The organism is Bacillus cereus group sp. BfR-BA-01382 (assembly GCF_022663475.1).
Classification (GTDB): domain Bacteria; phylum Bacillota; class Bacilli; order Bacillales; family Bacillaceae_G; genus Bacillus_A; species Bacillus_A thuringiensis_S.
The window spans coordinates 1-3964 of the sequence record NZ_JAKUFQ010000191.1; the positions used below are offsets into that span (position 1 = coordinate 1).

The window sequence follows — 3964 nt, forward strand, 5'->3', positions numbered from 1 at the left end:
TAATAAACTGTTTTTCTTAATTCTTCTTATGTCATTTTTTATTTCTTTTCTTTCTATATCAGTAGCCGCGCTTTTAACAGAGTCTAAACGAAATTTTATAGCTGCCTTTCAAATTGGTTTTCCAGAAAAGAATCAAACGTTAACTGTTCCGATAACGAATGAAACCGAATTGGAAACGATAATTCCCCTCATACAAGATACTTTTGTGAAAAGTGATATTTACGTAGAAAATTTAAAAGCATTGAATAGTTCAGGGGCAACAAAGATCATAGCTGTGAACTTAAAAGATGATTATTATTGGAAGCCATATATTTCTGAAGGACAATATTTTCATCGTGAAAATGTAAACGATATGGTTGTTGGCGATCAAACGAATGTAGAGGAGTTATATGAATTTGATGATACATATAAAAAAATAGGAACTATATCAAGAAAGGACAGTGACGTCGGTGTAGCAGGCATATACGTTCCACTTCAAAACTTACCTACTATATCTAAAAAAGGTATTATCGCGAGTAAACAATTACAATTAACAGTTGTTAATCCTACATCATCTATTCATAACGAAATAAAAAAGTTTATGGGTAGGAGTAAAGAAGTGCTTTCGGGAGATGTTCAAATACTGAATGAACGAAATCTTCAGGAACTAGATGTGACACATGTAGATCCAGCAAATAAGTATTACTATAAATTCATTCTTGTTGCAATTGTTTCTGGCATTTCTGCGGTTTTATTTTGGATTTATAAAAAAGAAAAAGAGATTTCATTAAAAAAAGCAGTAGGTGCTTCTAATATATCTATTTATTGCGAATTATATATTCAAATTTTGTTTATTTCTCTAGTAGCGATGTTCTTAGTTTTTATTACGTTAGAAATGTTTTCGGGAACAATTCATACTTATTTTCAGACATACTTAGTAAAACCGTTAACACTATATGTATTGATATGCAATGTTGTTTTTATAATTCTTCTTACAATTTGTGTTACTGTAATTCCAATCAAGCACATTATAAATATATATCCTGGAAAACATTTAAGAACGTAGGAGGTCTTCATGTTTTTTATATTTGATTCTATACGGTCTGTGAAAAAACGGTTGTTACCAAGTTTGATTATAGTAATTTCTTTAATTATTGCATTTTCTTCAGCAATAGAATTTGTTAGTAATCTTTCCGGATATCGAAAAATGATGACGATAGCAAATAATTTATCGACTCATAAAAATTTCTATGAACTTTATGCGACGCAAGATATAACATTGTTTAGCGAAGAAAAAGCGAAAAATGATTATCAACATTTCATGCAAGGGTTATCTAATACGATACCAATAACAAATAAAACAAATTATTTGTTCCGTAACTATTCACTTAGTTTAAAAGAAGAAAATGGAACGATAAAGACTCTTATTGTTGATAAAGATATTAATAAGTACTTTCATATACGAATTTCACAAGGAAGATATTTTGAGGAATTGGAATTTCATAAATCAGTATTTGATATTAGACCTGTTATATTAGGGGCTAATTATATAGGTAAGGTATCCATTGGTGATGTTATACCATCTGGAAAAATGAAGCTAAAAGTAATTGGCTTTTTAGAAAAAAATTCACCATTCACATATCCTCGAAGCGGTGAAATATCGGATAATCGTATTACATTATTAGATGACATGGCGATTTTACCAATTGGAACAGAAGAAATAGAGTTCTATAGTGCAGAACTTTTATACAATGGGTTAATTATAGAAACAAATGAGAAGATAAATATAAATGAATTTCAAAAGAAAGTATTAAAGGTAACAGAAGGTAAGGGTTATTCGTATTATGTTACAAATCCGAATAAATTGTTAGAAAATGAAAAACAAGGTATTGATAATATGTCATACCCCTTATTATTAAGCGGTACAGTCTTATTTTTTTCATTTCTATCTATCGTGTTAACATCAATGGCAGCACTTTATATGGAGTGTAAAAATATTTCTATTAAATCAGCGTTAGGTGCAAGCACTTTTCAAATATGTCTTCCATTTATTATTGAGTATATGTTGCTATTCGTTTTATCGATATGTTTAGGAATAATGTATTTTCAATGGGAGAATAGCGGAGTAATTGAAATTCAGAAAGGGTTAGAAAATAGTATAGTATCTTTCTTTGGAACGTTAAAAGTCTCTATAGAATCATTGGTTGTTATAGGTGCTTTATCAATTATAATGATCTTCATTATATATGCAATCATTTATTTCACTGTATTAAAAATAAAAAAATATATATGAAAGAGGTGTTATAGATGATTAGGCTTGAAAATGTAGCGAAGTGCTTTGGACATAGTAATTTTAGTGCTTTAAAAGATATTAATCTTACAATAGAACAAGGCGAAATGATAGCTATTATGGGCCCCTCTGGTTCAGGGAAATCTACTCTTCTTAACATTATTGGCTTAATTGATAGCCCCTCTACTGGAAAGTATTTTTTAGATGGAGTGGATACAAGTACATTAAAGGCAAACTATCATAAGTATAGAAATACGGAAGTGGGATTTGTGTTTCAGAACTTTTCGATATTAGATGATTATACAGTTGTTGAAAATGTAATGCTTCCGCTTGTATATAGAAGAATTTCTCATAAGAAACGTATGCAAATTTCAAAAGAAATGCTGAAAATGGTAGGGATTGAGAGGCATATTAACAAATATCCTTACGAGTTATCAGGTGGAGAACAGCAAAGAACAGCAATAGCAAGGGCTTTAGCACAAGATACTAAAATTATCCTCGCTGATGAACCAACGGGTGCTCTTGATCAAGAAAACGGAAAGAAAATTATGAGCATCTTAAAAGAGATTCATAAACAAGGGAAAACGGTGCTAGTTGTAACACACGATCAAAAGGTAGCTGCATGCTGCCAGAGGACAATACGTTTGCTTGATGGATGTATGGTATAATATGGATAAAAGTATGTGAAGAGGTGATACATATGGAAAATGTATATAAAGGTCTTAGACATACTGGATTTGCTATGTTGCTTATTTTTAGTGGTGTATTTTTACTGCGCTGGTTCATTCATGATGAAATGCTACTAGATCAGCTTATTGGGTTGAGTGTAGGGATGGTAATGGTTATTTCGTCAGTGTTCATTCAAAAGTACAGTAAAGAATTACAAGTAAATGAGAAGTGTTAAAAGTAACAAAAGAAAAGTAGAGCATCTAATTTCGATGCTCTACTTTTCTTTTATAAATAAAAAATCCCTCTTTATGAGGGATTTTAATGTGGTAAGAAAATTAATTGATAAGCAAACAAAATTCCAAATACATATACAAGTGGGTGAACAGCACGGAATTTACCTTTTGCCACTTTCATAAGTGGGTATGAAATAAATCCAAGTGCGATACCTGTTGCGATACTTGATGTAAGTGGCATGCTTAAGATTACTAAAAATGCTGGGAATGCTTCATCAAATGCGTCCCAATCGATGTGGCGAACTGAACCCATCATAAGACTACCAACGATAATTAATGATGGTGCAGTAATAGCTGATACACCAGAAACAGCACTTACTAATGGGCCGAAGAATGCTGTTAGTGCGAATAGAACAGCTACTGTAACAGTTGTTAAACCAGTACGACCACCAGCTGCAACACCAGCAGATGATTCAATGTAAGCTGTTGATGGTGTTGTTCCGAACATAGAACCAATTGTTGCTGAGAATGAGTCAGATAGAAGAGCTCGTCCAGCTTTTGGAAGTTTTCCGTCTTTCATAAATCCACCTTGTTGAGCTACACCAAGTAATGTACCTGTTGTATCGAATAATGTAACAAGGAAGAATGAAAATACAACGCCGTATAATCCGTAGTTAATTACGTCAGATACAGCAGTAATTGGATTTGAAACGATAATTCCTTCTGGTAATCCAGGCATTGATGTAACACCGTTTGAGAATGTTAATTGTCCTGTGAAGAAAGCGATAATACC

4 protein-coding genes and 1 pseudogene are annotated in these 3964 nt (G+C 32.0%); 4 read left to right on the plus strand and 1 reads right to left on the minus strand.

From position 1 onward, the window contains the following. From MR160_RS32935 to MR160_RS32950, 4 genes and pseudogenes are all read left to right on the plus strand, one after another. Positions 1–1045 (plus strand): ABC transporter permease (locus MR160_RS32935; protein ID WP_242299142.1); only part of this gene is annotated, 1045 nt, incomplete at its 5' end. Positions 1046–1054: 9 nt separating this feature from the next. After that, positions 1055–2286, plus strand: a pseudogene (locus MR160_RS32940) (ABC transporter permease family protein). Beyond that, the gene (locus tag MR160_RS32945) at positions 2287–2937 is read left to right on the plus strand and encodes an ABC transporter ATP-binding protein (protein WP_097826115.1); all 651 of its coding nucleotides are present in this window, start codon (positions 2287–2289) and stop codon (positions 2935–2937) included. Positions 2938–2969: 32 nt separating this feature from the next. Further along, on the plus strand, positions 2970–3173 hold the full coding sequence (locus tag MR160_RS32950; protein ID WP_044783318.1) for a hypothetical protein: 204 nt from the start codon (positions 2970–2972) through the stop codon (positions 3171–3173). An 83-nt stretch (positions 3174–3256) separates the two neighbouring features. Here MR160_RS32950 and MR160_RS32955 read toward each other — a convergent pair. Beyond that, the coding region (locus MR160_RS32955; RefSeq protein WP_242299143.1) for a solute carrier family 23 protein at positions 3257–3964 on the minus strand (708 nt) is incomplete at its 5' end.

Coding starts and splice junctions, on each gene's coding strand:
- MR160_RS32950 (WP_044783318.1), top strand. CDS start 2,970: ATGGAAAATGTATATAAAGGTCTTAGACATACTGGATTTGCTATGTTG.
- MR160_RS32945 (WP_097826115.1), top strand. CDS start 2,287: ATGATTAGGCTTGAAAATGTAGCGAAGTGCTTTGGACATAGTAATTTT.